Raw genomic sequence first — 18,871 nt, 5'->3', positions numbered from 1 at the left:
GACACGCTTTCCCCTCTAAAATGATTCTCCTTCGCCGCCACCGCCGTCCTATGACCCAGTTTGCCAAAGAAACCCTGCCCATCAGCCTCGAAGAGGAGATGCGGCGCAGTTACCTCGACTACGCGATGAGCGTGATCGTGGGCCGGGCCCTGCCCGATGCGCGCGATGGACTGAAGCCCGTACACCGGCGCGTGCTGTATGCCATGCACGAGATGGGCAACAACTACAACAGCAAGTACCGCAAGAGTGCCCAGGCGGTCGGCGAAACGATGGGTAAGTACCACCCGCACGGTGACTCGGCCATCTACGACACCATCGTGCGCATGGCCCAGCCCTTCAGCCTGCGCCACCCGTTGATCGATGGCCAGGGCAATTTCGGTTCGGTCGATGGCGACAACGCCGCAGCCATGCGGTACACCGAAATTCGCCTGGACAAGATCGCCCACGAAATGCTGGCCGACATCGACAAGGAGACCGTCGATTTTGGCCCGAACTACGACGGCAGCCTGACAGAGCCGATCGTGCTGCCCAGCAAGCTGCCCAACCTGCTGGTCAATGGTTCGTCGGGCATCGCGGTGGGCATGGCCACCAACATCCCGCCGCACAACCTGAACGAAGTGGTCGACGGCTGCCTGCACATGTTGCGCAACCCCGATGCCACGGTCGATGATCTGATGGAGATCATCCCGGCACCCGACTTCCCCACGGCCGGCATCATCTACGGCATCAACGGCGTGAAGGATGGCTACCGCACCGGCCGCGGCAAGGTGGTGATGCGCGCCAAGTGCCACTTCGAGGACATCGACCGTGGCCAGCGCCAGGCGATCATCGTCGACGAGCTGCCCTACCAGGTCAACAAGAAGACGCTGCAGGAGCGCATGGCCGAGCTGGTGCACGAGAAGAAGATCGAGGGCATCAGCCACATCCAGGACGAGTCCGACAAGTCGGGCATGCGCCTGGTGATCGAACTCAAGCGTGGCGAAGTGCCCGAGGTGGTGCTCAACAACCTGTACAAGCAGACGCAGCTGCAGGACACCTTCGGCATGAACATGGTGGCGCTGATCGACGGCCAGCCCCGCCTGTGCAACCTGCGCGACCTGATCAGCGTCTTTTTGCAGCACCGCCGCGAGGTGGTCACCCGCCGCACGGTGTTCGAGCTGCGCAAGGCGCGCGACCGCGGCCACGTGCTCGAAGGCCTGGCCGTGGCGCTGGCCAACATCGACGACTTCATCGCCATCATCCGCAACGCCCCCACCCCGCCGGTGGCCAAGGCCGAGCTGATGGCCCGCCCCTGGGACAGCAAGCTGGTGCGCGAGATGCTCACCCGCACGCGTGCCGACGGCGGCGTGATCAGTGCCGACGACTACCGCCCCGACTCGCTGGAGAAGGAATTCGGCATGGGCCAGGACGGCCTGTACCGCCTGTCGGAAACGCAGGCCCAGGAAATCCTGCAGATGCGCCTGCAGCGCCTCACCGGCCTGGAGCAGGACAAGATCGTTGCCGAATACAAGGAAGTCATGTCGGTCATCGAAGACCTGCTGGACATCCTGGCCAAGCCCGAGCGCGTCTCGACCATCATTGGCGAAGAGCTCACCTCGATCAAGACGGAGTTCGGCCAGAACAAGCTGGGCGCACGCCGCAGCATCGTCGAGTACAGCGCGCAGGATCTCTCCACCGAGGACCTGATCACCCCCACCGACATGGTGGTGACGCTCAGCCACACGGGCTACATCAAGAGCCAGCCGCTGTCCGAGTACCGCTCGCAAAAGCGCGGCGGGCGCGGCAAGCAGGCCACGGCGACGAAGGAAGACGACTGGATCGACCAGCTCTTCATCGCCAACACGCACGACTACATCCTGTGCTTCTCCAACCGCGGCCGGCTGTACTGGCTCAAGGTTTGGGAAGTGCCTGCGGGCTCGCGCGGCTCGCGCGGCCGCCCCATCGTGAACATGTTCCCGCTGCAAGAGGGCGAAAAAATCAACGTGGTGCTGGCGCTCACGGGTGACATGCGCACCTTCCCGGCCGACCGCTACGTGTTCATGTCGACCAGCATGGGCACCGTGAAGAAGACGGCGCTCGACGAATTCAGCAACCCGCGCAAGGGCGGCATCATTGCCGTCAACCTCGATGACGGCGACTACCTGATCGGCGCCGCACTCACCGATGGCCAGCACGACGTGATGCTGTTCAGCGACGGCGGCAAGGCCGTGCGCTTCGACGAGAACGACGTGCGCCCGCTGGGCCGCCAGGCCCGCGGCGTGCGCGGCATGACGCTGGAAGACGGCCAGAGCGTGATCGCCATGCTCGTGGCCGAGGACGAAACGCAAAGCGTGCTCACCGCCACCGAGAACGGCTACGGCAAGCGCACCAGCATCGTCGAGTACACGCGCCATGGCCGAGGCACCAAGGGGATGATCGCCATCCAGCAGAGCGAGCGCAACGGCAAGGTCGTGGCCGCCACCCTGGTGCATGCCGACGACGAGATCATGCTGATCACCGACAAGGGCGTGCTGGTGCGCACTCGTGTCTCCGAGATCCGGGAACTGGGCCGGGCCACGCAGGGCGTGACTCTGATCGCCATGGACGAAGGCTCCCAGCTCAGCGGCCTGCAGCGCATCGTGGAGAACGACGCCAACGTGATCGATCCCGAGGGTTCGGATGAGGGTGGCGCTGGCACCGAAGGCGATGCGGCGCCAGGCGCCGACGGCACTCCCGAGTCCTGACGACGAACCGCTTGCAGGCTGCGGCACACCGGGGCGCCGGGTGCCGCAGGCCCTACCCATCGGGCAGCAGGCAACAGCAGTGCGGGCCACAGCGGGCAGCAAGCCGCCAGGCCCATCGAACGACAGTCTTATTTTTCGTTTTCAGATGAACCGCCCCTACAACTTCTCCGCCGGCCCCGCCGCCATCCCCGCCGAAGTGCTGCAGCAAGCCGCCTCCGAAATGCTGGACTGGCATGGCAGCGGCATGGGCGTGATGGAGATGAGCCACCGCGGCAAGGAGTTTCTGTCCATCTACCAGCAGGCCGAGGCCGACCTGCGCACGCTGCTGGCCGTGCCGGCGAACTTCAAGATCCTGTTCATGCAGGGCGGCGGCCTGGCCGAGAACGCCATCGTGCCGCTGAACCTCTCGCGCGCCGCCGCAGTGGACTTCGTGGTCACCGGCAGCTGGAGCCAAAAGTCGCAGAAGGAGGCGCGCAAGTACGCCTCCGAGGTCAACATCGCCGCCAGCAGCCAGGACAGCGACTTCACGACCCTGCCCGACCCGGCCACCTGGAACCTGAGCCGCGGCGCCAGCTACCTGCACATCTGCAGCAACGAGACCATCAACGGCATCGAGTTCCACGAGCTGCCCGACCTCAAGGCCCTGGGCTCGGATGCCCCTCTGGTCATCGACTTCTCGTCGCACGTGGCTTCGCGCGGCGTCGACTGGTCGCGCGTGGGCCTGGCCTTCGGCGGCGCGCAGAAGAACCTGGGCCCTGCCGGCCTGACCCTGGTGGTGGTACGCGAAGACCTGCTGGGACACGCCTTGCCCGCCTGCCCGAGCGCCTTCGACTACAAGACCGTGGCGGACAACGAGTCCATGTACAACACCCCGCCCACCTGGGGCATCTACGTGGCGGGCCTGACCTTCCAGTGGCTGCTGCGCCAACGCGAGGGCGAGCTGACCGGCGTGGCCGCGATGGAGCAGCGCAACATCGCCAAGGCCGAGTTGCTCTACAACGCCATCGACGCCTCGCAGCTTTATGTGAACAAGGTGGCCGCCAACTGCCGCTCGCGCATGAACATCCCGTTCTTCCTGCGTGACGAGTCGCGCAACGATGCCTTCCTGGCCGGCGCGCGCGAGCGCGGCCTGCTGCAACTCAAGGGCCACAAGTCCGTGGGCGGCATGCGCGCCAGCGTCTACAACGCCATGCCATTGGCCGGTGTACAGGCGTTGGTGGACTACATGCGAGAATTTGAACAAAAGCGCGCCTGAGCCCCTGCCCCTCCCTCTCATCCGGACGCCAGCCCGAAAAGTTGCCTCTTACATGACCCAACCGCAAGCCTCCCCTGATCTCGCCAGCCTGCGCGTGCAGATCGACTCCATCGACCAGCAATTGCTCACGCTGCTCAACCAGAGGGCCCTGGTGGCCGAACAGGTCGGCGAGGTCAAGAAGCGCGAGGGCACGCCGTTCTTTCGCCCCGACCGCGTGGCCCAGGTCATCGACAAGATCCAGACCGCCAACCCGGGGCCGCTCAAGGGTCCGCACGTGGCCGCCATCTGGCGCGAGATCATGTCGGCCTGCCTGGCGCTCGAATCGCCCCAGCGCGTGGCCGTGCTCGGCCCCGAGGGCACCTTCTGCGAGCAGGCGGCCATCGAGTTCTTCGGTGGTGCGGCCGACCTGATGTACTGCGCCAACTTCGACGAGGTGTTCCACGCCACGGCCGCAGGCAGCGCCCAGTACGGCGTGGTGGGCGTGGAGAACTCCACCGAAGGCGTGGTCACGCGCTCGCTCGACCTGTTCCTGCACACCCCCACCCATGTGGTGGGCGAGGTCAGCCTGCTGGTGCGCCACAACCTGCTGCGCACCAGCAATTCGCTGGACGGCATCGAGGCGGTGCTGGCCCACCCCCAGGCCCTGGCCCAGTGCCAGGCCTGGCTGTCCAAGCACCTGCCGCATGCCGAGCGCCGCCCGGTGTCGAGCAATGCCGAAGGCGCCCGGCTGGCCACGACCAACCCTGCCTGGGCAGCGTTGTCGAGCGAACGCGCTGCCACCCAGTTCGGCCTGCACATCGTCTCGCATGCCATCCAGGACGATGCCTACAACCGCACGCGTTTTGCCATCATCTGCCTGCCGCACACGCTGCAGACCCCGCCGCCCTCGGGCAAGGACTGCACCAGCCTGGTGGTCTCGGTGCCCAACCGGCCGGGCGCCGTGCACGACCTGCTGGTGCCGCTCAAGACCCACGGCGTGTCCATGACGCGCTTCGAATCGCGCCCCGCGCGCACCGGCCAGTGGGAGTATTACTTCTACATCGACCTGGACGGCCACCCCGCCCAGCCCCACCTGGCGCGCGCGCTCGAAGAGCTGCGCAGCCTGTGCGCCTTCTACAAGGTGCTGGGCACCTACCCGGTCGCGCCATGACGCCAGCGCGCACCGCCCGATGCCTGGCCACCGCCCCCCTGGGGACGGCTGCGCTCTCGCGGGGAACAGCCCCGCACCGATACATGCCGGAATCGCACCATGTTTGAACAATTGGGACTCATCGGCTGCGGCCTCATGGGCGGCTCCTTCGCCCTGGCGATGAAAAAGGCCGGCCTGGTCAAGCGCGTGGTCGGCTACAGCAAGTCGCCCTCCACCACCGACCGTGCGCGCCAGATGGGCGTGATCGACGTGGAGGCCCCCTCGGCCCTGCTGGCCGTGGCCGGCGCCGACATCGTGCTGGTGGCCGTGCCCGTCTCCGCCACCGAAGCCACGCTCAAGGCCATCAAGCACCTGGTCACACCCAACATGCTGATCATGGACGTGGGCTCCACCAAGGCCGACGTGGTGCAGGCCGCACGCCGCGCGCTGCGCGACCAGGTGGGCTCGTTCGTGCCCGCCCACCCCATCACGGGCCGCGAGGTCGCGGGCGTGGAGCATGCCGATGCCGAGCTGTACACCGGCCGCCAGGTCATCCTGACCCCCACCGAGAAAACGCTGACCACCCAGCTCAGCCAGGCCGAGACCGTGTGGACTGCGCTGGGTTGCCGCGTGAGCAGCATGTCGCCCGAATCGCACGACGCAGCCTTTGCCGCCGTGAGCCACCTGCCCCACCTGCTGGCCTTTGCCATGATGAACAGCATCACGGGCCAGAACGATGGTGACGACTTCCTGTCGCTGGCCGGCCCCGGTTTTCGCGATTTCACGCGCATTGCCGCCAGCGACCCCAAGGTCTGGCGCGACATCCTGCTGGCCAACCGCGAGGAATTGCTGGCCCAGTCGCGGCTGTTCCAGCAGACCCTGCAGAACATCGAGCAGGCCATGCAGAAGGGCGACGCACAGGCTCTGGAAGACATGATCACCCTGGCCAGCGAGACCCGCGCGCACTGGCGCATGGGCGCGCAGCGCACGAGCAAGGGGCGCTGATGTTCAGCACGCCCTATCTCGACCTGCCGGCCCTGGACGCGGCAGGCGGCGAAGTCCACCTGCCCGGCTCCAAGAGCATCTCCAACCGCGTGCTGCTGCTGGCCGCATTGAGCGCAGGCACCACCACCGTGCACGACCTGCTGGCCTCGGACGACACGCGCGTCATGCTCGATGCCCTGCGCCAGATCGGTTGCACGGTGGACGAGGACGGCAGCAGCACCGTGCGCATCACCGGCCTGGGCGGCGCCACACCCCGCTCACCGGCCAAGCTGTTCATGGGCAATGCCGGCACGGCCATGCGCCCGCTCACCGCCGCGCTGTCGCTGCTGGGCGGCGAGTTCGAGCTGTCGGGCGTGCCGCGCATGCACGAGCGCCCCATCGGCGACCTGGTCGATGCGCTGCGCCAGCTCGGTTGCCGCATCGACTACCTGGGCAATGATGGCTACCCGCCGCTGCGCATTGCGCACGGCCAGGGTGTGCCAGCCCTGGCGCTGGCCGCGCCCATCCGCGTGCGCGGCGACGTGTCCAGCCAGTTCCTCACGGCCCTGCTGATGGCGTTGCCCCTGGCGGCACGCGACCAGGACATCGTGATCGACGTGGTGGGAGAGCTGATCTCCAAGCCCTACATCGCCATCACGCTGCAGCTGCTTGCCCGCTTCGGCATCGAGGTCACGCACCAGGACTGGCAGCGCTTCACCATTGCGGCCGGTAGCCAGTACCGCTCGCCCGGCGACATCCATGTGGAGGCCGACGCCTCCTCGGCCAGCTACTTCATCGCATTGGGCGCCATTGCCGCCGGGCACGAAGGCCTGCCCGAAGGCATCCGCATCCATGGCGTGGGACTCGACTCCATCCAGGGTGACATCCGCTTCGTGGAGGCCGCGCGCGCCATGGGTGCGCAGGTCACTGGCGGTGCCAACTGGCTGCACATCCGCCGGGGCGCGCCCGGCGAGGGCTGGCCCCTGAAGGCCATTGACCTCGATTGCAACCACATTCCCGACGCGGCCATGACATTGGCGGTGATGGCGCTATACGCCGAGGGCACCACCACGCTGACCAACATCGCCAGCTGGCGCGTGAAGGAAACCGACCGCATCGCCGCCATGGCCACCGAGCTGCGCAAGCTCGGCGCCACGGTGGAAGAAGGCGCCGATTTCATCCGCGTGACCCCGCCCGCGCAGCTGGCCGACTGGCAGGCCGCCAGCATCCACACCTACGACGACCACCGCGTGGCCATGTGCTTCTCGCTCGCGGCGTTCAATCCGGCCAGGTTGCCGGTGCGCATCGAAGACCCCAGGTGCGTGGCCAAGACCTTCCCGGACTATTTCGAGGCACTGTTCTCGGTGGCGCATGCGGCCACCGAGCGCACCCCGGTGATCTGCATCGACGGCCCCACCGCCTCGGGCAAGGGCACCGTGGCGGCGGCCGTGGCCCAGCGCCTGGGCTACCGCTTCCTAGACTCGGGCGCCATGTACCGCATCACGGCGCTGGCGGCCATCCGCCAGGGCCTGGCCATCGACGCGGCACACGAAACCCGCATTGCCGACATGGCCAAGACCCTGCCCGTGCACTTCGAGGGTGGGCGCGTGTTGCTCGGCCAGGACGACGTCACCGACGATATCCGCACCGAAGAGGCGGGCATGAACGCCTCGCGCGTATCGTCCCTGCCCGCCGTGCGCGAGGCCCTGGTGGACCTGCAGCACAGCTTTCAGCGCCTGCCGGGCTTGGTGGCGGACGGCCGCGACATGGGCACGGTGATCTTCCCCGAAGCCCCGCTCAAGGTGTATTTGACGGCCAGCGCCGCGTGCCGCGCGGAGCGCCGGTATAAGCAGTTGATTTCAAAGGGATTTTCAGCTAACATAGCCGACCTTCGTGCAGACCTAGAGGCGCGCGATGCGCGGGACAGTTCCCGCAGCGTCGCCCCCTTGAAGCCCGCGCAAGACGCCCTGGTGCTGGACAACTCCGAATTGACGATTGATGAAGCCGTCGATCAGGTGCTTGTCTGGTGGCAGGAGCGGCAGCCTTTCGCAGCCCCGGCCGCGCAGGGCTGACTGGCAGGGCCGCAAGGCGCTGCAAGCCAGGGCGCAAGCCCTGCACGGCCCCAATGGCACCGCTCGCTCACCAGCGCACGGGCCCTGTGGATCAACCACCACCTAACCGCGGCTTTGCCGCAAAAAACCACCGCAAGCAGCTATAAAAACGGAAGCAATGGTGCTCCCGGAATCCTGTTTGTGGCAAGGAAACACATGTCAGAATCTTTTGCCGCCCTTTTTGAAGAATCCCTGCAGCGTACCGAAATGCGCCCAGGCGAAGTGATCACCGCCGAAGTCGTGCGCGTGGAACACAACTTCGTCGTGGTCAACGCCGGCCTCAAGTCCGAAGCCTACGTACCGCTGGAAGAATTCAAGAACGACAAGGGCGAAGTCGAAGTCCAAGTGGGTGACTTCGTGTCGGTGGCCATTGGCTCCATCGAAAACGGCTACGGCGACACCATCCTGTCGCGCGACACCGCCAAGCGCCTGGCTTCGTGGATGAGCCTGGAAAAGGCCCTGGAATCCGGCGAATTCGTCACCGGCACCACCAGCGGCAAGGTCAAGGGCGGCCTGACCGTTCTGGTCAACGGCATCCGCGCGTTCCTGCCCGGTTCGCTGATCGATACGCGTCCTATCAAGGACCTGACGCCTTACGAGAACAAGACCCTGGAATTCAAGGTCATCAAGCTCGACCGCAAGCGCAACAACGTGGTGCTGAGCCGCCGCGCCGTGGTGGAAGCCTCCATGGGCGAAGAGCGCGCCAAGCTGATGGAAACCTTGAAGGAAGGCTCCATCGTTCAAGGTGTGGTCAAGAACATCACCGAATACGGTGCGTTCGTGGACCTGGGCGGCATCGACGGCCTGCTGCACATCACCGACATGGCATGGCGCCGCGTGCGTCACCCATCGGAAGTGGTGACGGCGGGTCAGGAAATCACCGCCAAGATCCTCAAGTTCGACACCGAAAAGAACCGTGTCTCGCTGGGTCTGAAGCAAATGGGCGACGACCCATGGATGGGCGTGAACCGCCGCTACCCCCAGAGCACGCGCCTGTTCGGCAAGATCACGAACATTGCCGACTACGGCGCGTTCGTCGAACTCGAGCCAGGCATCGAAGGCCTGGTGCACGTCTCCGAAATGGACTGGACCAACAAGAACATCGCTCCCGCCAAGCTGGTTTCGCTGGGCGACGAAGTCGAAGTCATGGTTCTGGAAATCGACGAAGACAAGCGCCGCATCAGCCTGGGCATGAAGCAGTGCAAGGCCAACCCATGGCAAGAATTCGCACAGGACACGAAGCGCGGTGACCGCGTCAAGGGTCCGATCAAGTCGATCACCGACTTCGGCGTGTTCGTGGGTCTGGCTGCCGGCATCGACGGCCTGGTTCACCTGTCCGACCTCTCGTGGAACGAACCCGGCGAAGCCGCCGTTCGCAACTACAAGAAGGGCCAGGAAGTGGAAGCCATCGTGCTGGCCGTGGACGTGGACCGCGAACGCATCTCGCTGGGCATCAAGCAGCTCGACGGCGACCCGTTCACTACGTTCGTGACCGTGAACGACAAGGGCCAGACGGTGACCGGCAAGGTCAAGACCGTGGACGCCCGTGGCGCTGAAATCGACCTCGGCGAAGACATCGTGGGCTACCTGCGCGCTTCGGAAATCTCCCGCGACCGCGTGGAAGATGCCCGCAACGTGCTCAAGGAAGGCGACGAAGTCACTGCTGTGGTGGTCAATGTGGATCGCAAGACCCGCAACATCCAGCTGTCGATCAAGCAAAAGGACATGGCCGACGAGCAAGGCGCCATGGCCAACCTGAGCCAGCAATCGAGCCGCGAAAGCGCCGGTACGACCAGCCTGGGCGCCCTGCTGCGCGCCAAGCTGGACAACTCCGACAAGTGATAATCTGACCCCTTGAAGGTCAGTCAGCGGGCGCCTAGTGCGCCCGCTGCTCATTCACCCCTACATTGACGCCATGACCCGCTCTGACCTTGTTGAAGAACTGGCCGCCCGTTTTGGCCAGCTCACCCACCGCGATGCCGAATACGCCGTCAAGACCATTCTTGACGCCGTGGGCGACGCGCTGGTGCGCGGCCATCGCATCGAGATCCGGGGTTTCGGCAGCTTCTCGGTGAACCACCGTCCACCGCGCATGGGCCGCAACCCACGCAGCGGCGAAGCCGTGGCGATTCCGGAAAAGCGCGTGCCCCACTTCAAGCCGGGCAAGGCCCTGCGCGAAGCCGTGGACAAGCGCACGGCGGAAATGGAAGACGACGGTGCGCCCGCCCCGGCAGCCGCGGCCAAGGCCACGGGCACCTCGGGTTGACACGCCGGGCGAACGGATCGCCCACAGGGACGCGCATTCCCCACACGGGTGCGCACCACCCCAGGGACGGCTTCACCGCCGCCGTAGAATCTCCCCACCACCGGGGAGCCCCATGAAATACCTCCTGTGGCTGCTCAAGGCAGCCATTTTTTTTACCCTCTTCGCTTTCGCGCTGAACAACCAGCAGGACGCCACCGTGCACTTCTTCTTCGGCACGCAGTGGCGCGCGCCGCTGGTGCTGGTAGTGCTCACGGCCTTCTCTGCCGGCCTCATCGTGGGCGTGCTGGGCATGGTGCCGCGCTGGTGGAAGCACCGCAGCGTGGCGCGCCAGGCCCTCAAGCAGGCCCCACCCGCCACACCCGCAAAGGCCGCCGTCCCCGCCGAAGCCGCACCTGCCGAGATGCCACCCATCCATGGAATTTGACCTCAGCTGGATTTTGCTGGGCCTGCCGCTGGCCTTCGTGCTCGGCTGGCTGGCATCGCGCTTCGACCTGCGCCAACTGCGCGCCGAGAACCGGCGTGCACCCAAGGCCTACTTCAAGGGCCTGAACTTCCTGCTCAACGAGCAGCAGGACCAGGCCATCGATGCCTTCATCGAGGCCGTGCAGAACGACCCCGACACCTCCGAGCTGCACTTTGCCCTCGGGAACCTGTTTCGCCGCCGCGGCGAGTACGACCGGGCCGTGCGCGTGCACGAGCACCTGCTCTCGCGCGGCGACCTCAGCCGCGCCGACCGTGAGCGCGCCCAGCATGCGCTGGCGCTCGACTTCCTCAAGGCCGGCCTGCTCGACCGGGCCGAAGACGCACTGAACCGCCTGGAGGGCACGCCCTTCGAGGCCCAAGCGCGCCTGGCGCTGCTGGCCATCTACGAGCGCTCGCGCGACTGGCCCCATGCCACCACCATCGCGCGCAAGATGCACGATGCCGACCAGGGCGACTTCAGCACCCGCCAGGCGCATTACCTGTGCGAGCAGGCGGCCACCCTCAGCGGCCAGGCCGACCATGCCGGCGCCCTGGCCCTGCTGGAGCAGGCCGTGGCCGCCGCCCCCGGCGCCGCGCGCGCCCGCATCGACATGGCGCGCCTGCAGCACCTGATGGGCCAGCCTGCGGCCGCGCTGGCCACCCTGAAGGCGCTGGGCGAACACAACCCTGCCGCCCTGCCCCTGGCCGCACCGCTGATGGTCGAGGCCGCAGCCAGCACCGGGCGCAGCACGGAAGCCCAGGCAATGCTGCAGGAGCACTACGACAGCGCGCCATCGCTCGACGTGCTGGAAAGTCTGGTCGCCATCGACACGGCGCAGGGCGCAGGCGAAGGCGCCCGCCAGCGCTATGTGGACCACCTGGACAAGGAAAAATCCCTGGTGGCCGCCGCCAAGTGGCTGGCCGGCGAGAAGCTGGAGCACGAGTCCTTCCACCCGCAGGTCCAGCGCGCGCTGGACCACGCCGTCAAGCCGCTCACGCGCTACCGCTGCGCGGCCTGCGGCTTCGAGGCGCGCCAGCACTTCTGGCAATGCCCGGGCTGCCAGACCTGGGACAGCTACCCGGCTCGGCGCGTGGAAGAACTATAGCGGTGGCACAAGCGACTTGATCCCCGGGCGCCGACCGATATGATGATCGGCACCACAATACCGAGGGAGTCGTATCCATGTTCAAGAAATTCCTGCTCATCATCGCCCTGCTGTTTGCGGGCACCGCATTTGCCGCCGTGGACGTGAACAAGGCCAGCGCGGCCGAACTGGACGGCATCAAGGGCATCGGCCCGGCAATGTCCGAGAAGATCATCAACGAGCGCAAGGCCAGCGAGTTCAAGGACTGGAACGACTTCATCGGCCGCGTCGGCGGCGTGGGCGAGAAGACGGCGGCCAAGTTCTCGGCCGACGGCCTGACCGTCAACGGCAAGCGCTTCAGCGCCGCCGCACAGGCCAAGGCCGACAAGAAGAAGGAAGATGCCAAGGCCAAGGAAAAATCCTCCGCCAAGGACAAGAAGGAGCCCAAGGCCAAGAAGGACAAGGCCGCCGAGCCCGCAGCCCCTGCAGCCAGTACAGCCAAGTAACAGGCAGCGCCCACTTGGCACCCAGTTACAGGCCCGCTTCGGCGGGCTTTTTCATGGGCGTCGCCAGCCCCCGAAGGCGCCGCCTCTCCAGACTTCACAAAGGGACTTTCGAGGCACGCCCTAAAATCATTCGGGCATGCTCCTGATCACCCTCATCCTTCTCCCCTTCATCGGCAGTCTTCTGGCGGCCATCCTGCCCGCCAACGCCCGCAACACCGAGTCCACCCTGGCCGGGCTCATCGCCCTGTTCTGCACGGTGCAGGCGGCGCTGTACTTTCCGCAGATCGCGGGCGGCGAGGTGCTGCGCCAGGAGATCACCTGGCTGCCCGCGCTGGGCCTGAACCTGGTGATACGGCTCGACGGCTTTGCCTGGATGTTCTGCATGCTGGTGCTCGGGGTGGGGTCGCTGGTGGTGCTGTATGCGCGCTACTACATGTCGGCGGCCGACCCGGTGCCGCGCTTCTTCTCGTTCTTCCTGGCCTTCATGGGCGCCATGGTGGGCGTGGTGCTTTCGGGCAACATCATCCAGATCGCGCTGTTCTGGGAGCTGACCAGCCTGTTCTCCTTTTTGCTGATCGGCTACTGGCACCACCGCAAGGATGCGCGGCGCGGCGCGCGCATGGCGCTCACCGTCACCGGTACGGGCGGGCTGTGCATGCTGGCCGGCATGCTGGTGCTGGGCCACATCGTGGGCAGCTACGACTTGGACCACGTGCTGGCCGCAGGCGCACTGATCAAGGCGCACCCGCTGTACCTCACGGCGCTGGTGCTGATCCTGCTGGGCGCCTTCACCAAGAGCGCCCAGTTCCCCTTCCACTTCTGGTTGCCGAACGCCATGGCGGCGCCCACGCCGGTATCGGCCTACCTGCACTCCGCCACCATGGTCAAGGCCGGCGTGTTCCTGCTGGCACGGCTGTGGCCGGCCCTGGCAGGCACGGAGCAGTGGTTCTGGCTGGTCGGCGGTGCGGGCTTGTGCACGCTGCTGGTGGGCGGCTATGCGGCCATGTTCCAGAACGACCTCAAGGGGCTGTTGGCCTATTCCACCATCTCGCACCTGGGGCTCATCACGCTGCTCTTGGGCCTGAACAGCCCGCTGGCCGCCGTGGCGGCGGTGTTCCACATCATGAACCACGCGACCTTCAAGGCCTCGCTGTTCATGGCGGCCGGCATCGTCGACCATGAAAGCGGCACGCGCGACATCCGCCGCCTGTCGGGCCTGGTGCGCATGATGCCCATCACCGGCACGCTGGCCATGGTAGCCAGTGCCGCCATGGCGGGCGTGCCACTGCTCAACGGCTTTCTGTCCAAGGAGATGTTCTTCGCCGAGACGGTGTTCGTGAACACCGTTCCCTGGCTCGAAGTTCTGCTGCCCGTGGCAGCCACCGTGGCCGGCATCTTCAGCGTGGCGTACTCGCTGCGCTTCACGGTCGACGTGTTCTGCGGCCCCCCCGCTACCGACCTGCCCCGCACCCCGCACGAGCCCCCGCACTGGATGCGCGTGCCGGTCGAGTTGCTGGTACTGGCCTGCCTGGTGGTTGGCACCCTGCCTGCCTGGTCCATGGGCGCCGTGCTGCAGGCCGCTGCACGCCCCGTGGTGGGGGGCGAGCTGCCCACCTACAGCCTGGCGGTCTGGCATGGCTTCAACACCCCGTTCGTGATGAGCCTGGTGGCGCTGGCGGGCGGCATTGCGCTGTACCTGCTGCTGCGCTGGCTGCGTGCGCGCGGCGCGCTCGACGCACCACCGCTGATGCGCCACATCAGCGGTCAGCAGTTGTTTGACGGCACCCTGGCGCGGCTTTCGCTGGCCGGGCGCAACGGCCGGCGCCTGCTGGGCACCGGGCGCCTGCAGTGGCAGATGCTGTGGCTGGTGGCAGCGGCCCTGGTGGCCGGCACACTGCCGCTGTGGGTGCGTGGCCTGCCCATCGGTGCGCGCGAGCAACTTCCCCTGTCGCCCGCGTTCGCCGTGCTCTGGTTCCTGGGCTCCATGTGCGCGGTGGCCGCTGCCTGGCAAGCCAAGTACCACCGGTTGGCTGCGCTCACACTGCTGGGCGGCGCGGGCCTGTGCACCTGCCTGACCTTCCTGTGGTTCTCGGCACCGGACCTGGCGCTCACGCAGATCGTGGTGGAGGTGGTGACCACCATCCTCATCCTGCTGGGCCTGCGCTGGCTGCCCCGGCGCGACGAGAGCCTGCGCGTGCCCACGCTGGCGCAGGAGCGCCGCACCCAGCTGCGCCGCTACCGCGACATGACCCTGGCCCTGCTCGCCGGCGGCGGCATGGCGCTGCTGTCGTTTGCCATGATGAGCCGGCCCTTCCCCGAGAGCACCTCCACCTTCTTCCTGGAGCGTGCGCTCACCGATGGCGGCGGCACCAACGTGGTCAACGTGATGCTGGTGGACTTCCGCGGCTTCGACACCTTCGGCGAGATCGTGGTGCTGGGCATCGTGGCCCTCACGGTGTATGCGCTGCTGCGGCGCTTTCGCCCGGCGCGCGAGGTGATGGACCTGCCGCCCCAGCAGCGCGCCGTACCCGCCGACGTGGCCACCGACCTGGCCAACCCGCGCCAGACCATGGACACCGCCGTGGGCTACCTCATGGTGCCCGCCGTGCTGGTGCGCCTGCTGCTGCCATTTGCGACCCTGGTGGCCGTGTACCTCTTCATGCGCGGGCACAACGAGCCCGGCGGCGGCTTCGTGGCCGGGCTGGTCTTCTCGGTAGCGCTGGTGTTGCAGTACATGGTGTCCGGCACCTCGTGGGTCGAAGCCCACCTGCCGCTGTACCCGCGCCGCTGGATCGGCACCGGCCTGCTGATCGCCCTGGCCACAGGCCTGGGCGCGCTGTTCTGGGGCTACCCCTTCCTCACCAGCCACACGGCGCACCTGCACCTGCCGGTGGTGGGCGAGGTGCACGTGGCCAGCGCCTTGTTCTTTGACATCGGCGTGTTCACGCTGGTGGTGGGCTCCACCTTGCTGATCCTCACGGCCATTGCCCACCAGTCGGTGCGCAGCCACCGCTACAACGCCCGCGCTGCCGAGGAAGCGCTGGAGGAGCAGGCCGCCGCCATGGCCGCCGCATCGGTCGCCACCGCCCCCCACAACAACGTCCAAGGAGCCCACTGATGGAACTGATTCTGGCGCTGGCCATCGGCATACTCACCGGCTCGGGCGTGTGGCTGCTGCTGCGCCCGCGCACCTTCCAGGTCATCATGGGGCTGGCGCTGCTGTCGTACGCCGTGAACCTGTTCATCTTTAGCATGGGCCGCCTGGGCCTGGCGATCAACAAGGAGCCGGTCCTGCGGGCCGGCCTGCCGCAGGACCTGGCCCACTACGCCGACCCCATGCCCCAGGCGCTCACGCTCACGGCCATCGTCATCGGCTTTGCCATGACGGCGCTGTTCCTGGTGGTGCTGCTGGCCTCGCGCGGCATGTCGGGCACCGACCATGTGGACGGCACGCGCGCCAAAGACGCGCAGGAGATGCCATGACGGGCGAGCTGACCGCACATGTCACGGCGCTGCTGATGCCGCACCTGATCCTGGCGCCGATCGCGCTACCGCTGCTCACGGCCGGCCTCATGCTGCTGCTGCGCGAAGAGCGCCAGCGCACCAAGGTGGCCATGAACGTGGGCTCCACCTTCCTCGGCCTGGTCATCGCCGTGCTGCTGCTGGTGCAGGCCAAGCAGCCTGGCGTGCAGACCAGCCTGGGGGTGTACCTGCCCGGCAACTGGCCGGCGCCCTTCGGCATCGTGCTGGCGCTCGACCGCCTCTCGGCCATGATGCTGGTGCTGGCCAGCACGGTGGCGCTGGCCACCGTGCTGTTCTCGGTGGCCCGCTGGCACAAGGCGGGGGTGCACTTCCACCCGCTGTTCCAGTTCCAGCTCATGGGGCTGGCGGGTGCCTTCCTCACGGCCGACCTGTTCAACCTGTTCGTGTTCTTCGAGATCATGCTGGCGGCCTCCTACGGGTTGCTGCTGCATGGTTCGGGCCGGCCCCGCGTGTCGGCGGGCCTGCACTACATCGCCATCAACCTCGCGGCCTCGTCGCTGTTCCTGATCGGCGTGTCCATGCTCTACGGCATCACCGGCACGCTGAACATGGCCGACCTGGCGCGCGGCATCGCGGGCATCGACCCGTCCGACCGGGGGTTGCTGCATGCGGCGGCCGGCATCCTGGCCGTGGCCTTCCTCATCAAGGCTGCGGTGTGGCCGCTCAACTTCTGGCTGGTGCCGGCCTACAGCGCGGCAACCGCGCCCGTGGGTGCGCTGTTCGCGCTCATGACCAAGGTGGGCGTGTACAGCATCCTCAGGCTGTGGACGCTGATGTTCAGCAGCGATGCCGGCGACTCGGCCCAGTTCGGCAGCCAGTGGCTCATCGGCGCGGGCCTGGTGACCATGGCCTTTGGCGCCGTCGGCATGCTGGGCTCGCAGCGCCTGGGGCACCTTGCGGGCCACGCGGCCATCCTCTCGTCGGGCACGCTGCTGGCGGCGCTGGGCTTCGGGCAGACCCTGCTCACGGCCGGTCTGCTGTACTACCTGCTGGGCTCCACGCTGGCCGTGAGCGCGCTCTTTTTGCTGACCGATTTGATCGACCGCTGGCGCAACGACGGCTCCAACCTCGCCCCCTACGAGCAGACCGATGACGCCCCCTTCCTCACCCCCGACCTGGTGCCCGCCCAGGGGCTGAACCTGGACGACAAGGAGGAGGTGCTGATCGGACGGGTCATCCCCGCCGCCGTGGCCTTCCTGGGCCTGGCCTTCATGGCCTGCACGCTGGTGATCGCCGGGTTGCCGCCGCTGCCCGGCTTCGTGGGCAAGTTCGCGATGATCCACGCCCTGCTCAACCCGCTGGGCCTGGGACCATCGGGCGGCTTCGTGCTCGGGTCTGCGGGCTGGGCGCTGCTGGCACTGATGGTGGGCACGGGCCTGCTGGCGCTGATTGCACTCACCCGTGCCGGCATACGGCATTTCTGGGCATCGCACGGGCGCGCGTCGCCCAAGCTGCTGGTGCTCGAAGGCCTGCCCATTGCCCTGTTGCTCACGGGTTGCGCGCTGCTGACCTGGCAGGCCGGCGCCGTGATGCGCTACACCCAGGCCACGGCCGATGCCCTGCACGCGCCCAGCACCTATGTGCAGGCCGTGATGTCCGCCAGGCCCATCCCCAACCCGCCCGGCACGGCACCGGGCGCCAACGGAAGGCCGCAGTGATGATCAAGCGCATCCTCCCCGCCCCCCTGCTGTCGCTGGCGCTGCTCGCCTTGTGGCTGCTGCTCAACCGCTCGGTCAGCGCCGGCCACATCGTGCTGGGTGGCGTGCTGGCGCTCGCCATACCGCTGCTCACGGCCGGCCTGCGCCCCCTGCCCGTGCGCATCCGCGCGCCAGGAGCGGCGCTGCGCCTGGCGCTGACCGTCATGGCCGACACTGTGCAATCGAACATCGCCGTCTCCCGGCTGCTGCTGTCGCCCGGCCGCAGGCGCCACCCCTCGGGCTTCGTGCAGATTCCCCTGGAGTTGCGCGATGCCAATGCCCTTGCGGTGCTGGCCGTCATCGTCAGCATCGCCCCGGGTACGGCCTGGGCCGAACTCTCGGTGGACCGCAGCATGCTGATGCTGCACGTGCTGGAGGTGGACGATGAAGCGGCGTTCATTGCCCAGATCAAGCGGCGCTACGAGCACCCCCTCATGGAGATATTCGAATCATGACCCCCATCCTCGACTGGGCGCTCCCCGCCGCCCTCTTCATGCTGGTGCTGGCCATGGGTTGCGCGCTGGCCCGCCTGCTCAAGGGCCCCTCGGCGCAGGACCGGGTGCTGGCGCTGGACTGCATGTACCTCAACGGCATGCTGCTCATGCTGGTGCTGGGCCTCTTGTATGGCAGCAAAAACTACTTCGAGGCGGCACTGCTGCTGGCACTGTTCAGCTTCGTCGGGTCCATGGCCATGGCCAAGTTCCTGCTGCGCGGCGAGGTGATCGAATGACGAATACCGCCGCCCTGCTGCCCCTGTGGCTGGAGATCGTGATCGCCGCGCTGGTGCTGTTGGGCGCGGGCATGGCCCTGCTCGGCGCCACCGGCCTGCTGCGCCTGCCGACCTTCTTCGAGCGCCTGCATGCGCCGTCCATCGCCGCCACCATGGGTTGCTGGTGCATCATGCATGCCACCGTGATCTACTTCTCCGTCGCAGATGGCAGCCTGGCGCTGCATGCGCTGCTGATCGCGGGCTTCGTGGCCGTCACCGTGCCGGTGACCTCGATCTTCCTGATGCGTGCAGCCCTGTTCCGGGCCCGCCAGGCCGGGCAGGACGTGCCGCCCAGCCTGAGCAGCGTCACGCCTGCCGGCCGCAAGGACCTGTAGGCCCCG

16 protein-coding genes are annotated in these 18,871 nt (G+C 67.1%); all 16 read left to right on the top strand.

Translation table 11 applies throughout. The features are described 5' to 3' along the window. Positions 1-50 precede the first annotated feature (50 nt). Positions 51-2,723 (top strand): DNA gyrase subunit A, encoded by a 2,673-nt coding sequence (gyrA, locus tag ACSQ9E_RS06450; protein ID WP_057269518.1) that lies wholly within the window; start codon positions 51-53, stop codon positions 2,721-2,723. A 145-nt stretch (positions 2,724-2,868) separates the two neighbouring features. After that, a complete protein-coding gene (gene serC / locus ACSQ9E_RS06445; RefSeq protein ID WP_057205913.1) occupies positions 2,869-3,978 on the top strand; it encodes a 3-phosphoserine/phosphohydroxythreonine transaminase in 1,110 nt (369 codons plus the stop codon). Positions 3,979-4,030: 52 nt separating this feature from the next. Then, positions 4,031-5,128: a prephenate dehydratase gene (gene pheA, locus ACSQ9E_RS06440; RefSeq protein ID WP_057205911.1), complete on the top strand. Its 1,098-nt coding sequence runs from the start codon at positions 4,031-4,033 to the stop codon at positions 5,126-5,128. Between the two features lie 99 nt (positions 5,129-5,227). Continuing rightward, positions 5,228-6,112, top strand: coding sequence for a prephenate dehydrogenase (locus tag ACSQ9E_RS06435; protein ID WP_179681178.1), 885 nt, complete (start codon positions 5,228-5,230; stop codon positions 6,110-6,112). Then, complete coding sequence (locus tag ACSQ9E_RS06430) at positions 6,112-8,163, top strand: bifunctional 3-phosphoshikimate 1-carboxyvinyltransferase/cytidylate kinase (RefSeq protein WP_436217218.1); 2,052 nt, start codon at positions 6,112-6,114, stop codon at positions 8,161-8,163. Before ACSQ9E_RS06435 ends, ACSQ9E_RS06430 begins: the two co-directional genes overlap by 1 nt. Positions 8,164-8,358: 195 nt before the next feature. Then, a complete protein-coding gene (gene rpsA, locus ACSQ9E_RS06425) occupies positions 8,359-10,044 on the top strand; it encodes a 30S ribosomal protein S1 (protein ID WP_057205905.1) in 1,686 nt (561 codons plus the stop codon). Between the two features lie 73 nt (positions 10,045-10,117). Next, a complete protein-coding gene (locus ACSQ9E_RS06420; protein ID WP_057206225.1) occupies positions 10,118-10,468 on the top strand; it encodes an integration host factor subunit beta in 351 nt (116 codons plus the stop codon). 112 nt (positions 10,469-10,580) lie between these two features. Further along, positions 10,581-10,892 carry a LapA family protein gene (locus ACSQ9E_RS06415; protein WP_179681181.1) on the top strand — a complete coding sequence of 104 codons (312 nt, stop codon included), beginning with the start codon at positions 10,581-10,583 and terminating at the stop codon, positions 10,890-10,892. Further along, the gene (lapB, locus tag ACSQ9E_RS06410) at positions 10,882-12,036 is read left to right on the top strand and encodes a lipopolysaccharide assembly protein LapB (RefSeq protein ID WP_436217217.1); all 1,155 of its coding nucleotides are present in this window, start codon (positions 10,882-10,884) and stop codon (positions 12,034-12,036) included. Before ACSQ9E_RS06415 ends, lapB begins: the two co-directional genes overlap by 11 nt. Positions 12,037-12,113: 77 nt before the next feature. Continuing rightward, positions 12,114-12,521 (top strand): ComEA family DNA-binding protein, encoded by a 408-nt coding sequence (locus ACSQ9E_RS06405; protein ID WP_057269521.1) that lies wholly within the window; start codon positions 12,114-12,116, stop codon positions 12,519-12,521. Between the two features lie 136 nt (positions 12,522-12,657). After that, complete coding sequence (locus ACSQ9E_RS06400) at positions 12,658-15,639, top strand: monovalent cation/H+ antiporter subunit A (RefSeq protein ID WP_436217216.1); 2,982 nt, start codon at positions 12,658-12,660, stop codon at positions 15,637-15,639. Beyond that, the gene (locus ACSQ9E_RS06395; RefSeq protein WP_057205897.1) at positions 15,639-16,004 is read left to right on the top strand and encodes a Na+/H+ antiporter subunit C; all 366 of its coding nucleotides are present in this window, start codon (positions 15,639-15,641) and stop codon (positions 16,002-16,004) included. The genes ACSQ9E_RS06400 and ACSQ9E_RS06395 overlap by 1 nt, the downstream gene beginning before the upstream one ends. After that, the gene (locus ACSQ9E_RS06390) at positions 16,001-17,722 is read left to right on the top strand and encodes a monovalent cation/H+ antiporter subunit D (RefSeq protein WP_436217215.1); all 1,722 of its coding nucleotides are present in this window, start codon (positions 16,001-16,003) and stop codon (positions 17,720-17,722) included. Before ACSQ9E_RS06395 ends, ACSQ9E_RS06390 begins: the two co-directional genes overlap by 4 nt. Next, entirely contained in the window at positions 17,722-18,216 is a 495-nt protein-coding gene (locus tag ACSQ9E_RS06385; RefSeq protein ID WP_057269525.1) for a Na+/H+ antiporter subunit E, read from the top strand. Before ACSQ9E_RS06390 ends, ACSQ9E_RS06385 begins: the two co-directional genes overlap by 1 nt. Further along, positions 18,213-18,491, top strand: a complete 279-nt coding sequence (locus tag ACSQ9E_RS06380; RefSeq protein WP_057205891.1) for a K+/H+ antiporter subunit F — start codon at positions 18,213-18,215, stop codon at positions 18,489-18,491. The genes ACSQ9E_RS06385 and ACSQ9E_RS06380 overlap by 4 nt, the downstream gene beginning before the upstream one ends. Then, a complete protein-coding gene (gene mnhG / locus ACSQ9E_RS06375; protein ID WP_057205889.1) occupies positions 18,488-18,865 on the top strand; it encodes a monovalent cation/H(+) antiporter subunit G in 378 nt (125 codons plus the stop codon). Before ACSQ9E_RS06380 ends, mnhG begins: the two co-directional genes overlap by 4 nt. The last annotated feature ends 6 nt before the right edge of the window (positions 18,866-18,871 follow it).

Source organism: Acidovorax sp. LjRoot118 (genome assembly GCF_964253575.1).
Lineage (GTDB): Bacteria > Pseudomonadota > Gammaproteobacteria > Burkholderiales > Burkholderiaceae_C > Acidovorax.
This window is presented reverse-complemented; position numbering and strand designations above follow the sequence as displayed.